Consider the following 385-nt stretch of genomic DNA (forward strand, 5'->3'; position numbering starts at 1 on the left):
AGGTGGGGACGCGCGACGGCCTGCAGATGGAGCAGGCCTTCGTTCCCACGGAAGACAAGATCGCGCTGGTGGATGCGCTGTCGGACGCGGGGCTCGCCAAGATCGAAGTGACGGCCTTCGTCTCGCCCTCGGCGATTCCCGCGCTGCGCGACGCCGAGATCGTGATGCGCGAGATCGCGCGCCGCCCCGGCGTGGTGTATGCGGCGCTGGTGCCGAACGTGCGCGGTGCGGAGCGCGCGATCGAGGCGCGCACCGACGAGCTGAACCTGGTGATGTCCGCCAGCGAAACGCACAACCTCGCCAACCTGCGCATGACGCGCGCGCAGTCGTTCGCCTCGCTCGCGCAGGTGGTGGCCGCCGCGCAGGGGGCGGGCGTGGCGGTGAA

At 71.2% G+C, this 385-nt stretch carries 1 protein-coding gene; it reads left to right on the top strand.

The features are described from left to right. On the top strand, positions 1–385 hold a 385-nt coding region (locus FJV41_RS57725), incomplete at both ends, for a hydroxymethylglutaryl-CoA lyase-like TIM-barrel protein (protein WP_497812696.1).

The organism is Myxococcus llanfairpwllgwyngyllgogerychwyrndrobwllllantysiliogogogochensis (genome assembly GCF_006636215.1).
In the GTDB taxonomy this organism is placed as follows: domain Bacteria; phylum Myxococcota; class Myxococcia; order Myxococcales; family Myxococcaceae; genus Myxococcus; species Myxococcus llanfairpwllgwyngyllgogerychwyrndrobwllllantysiliogogogochensis.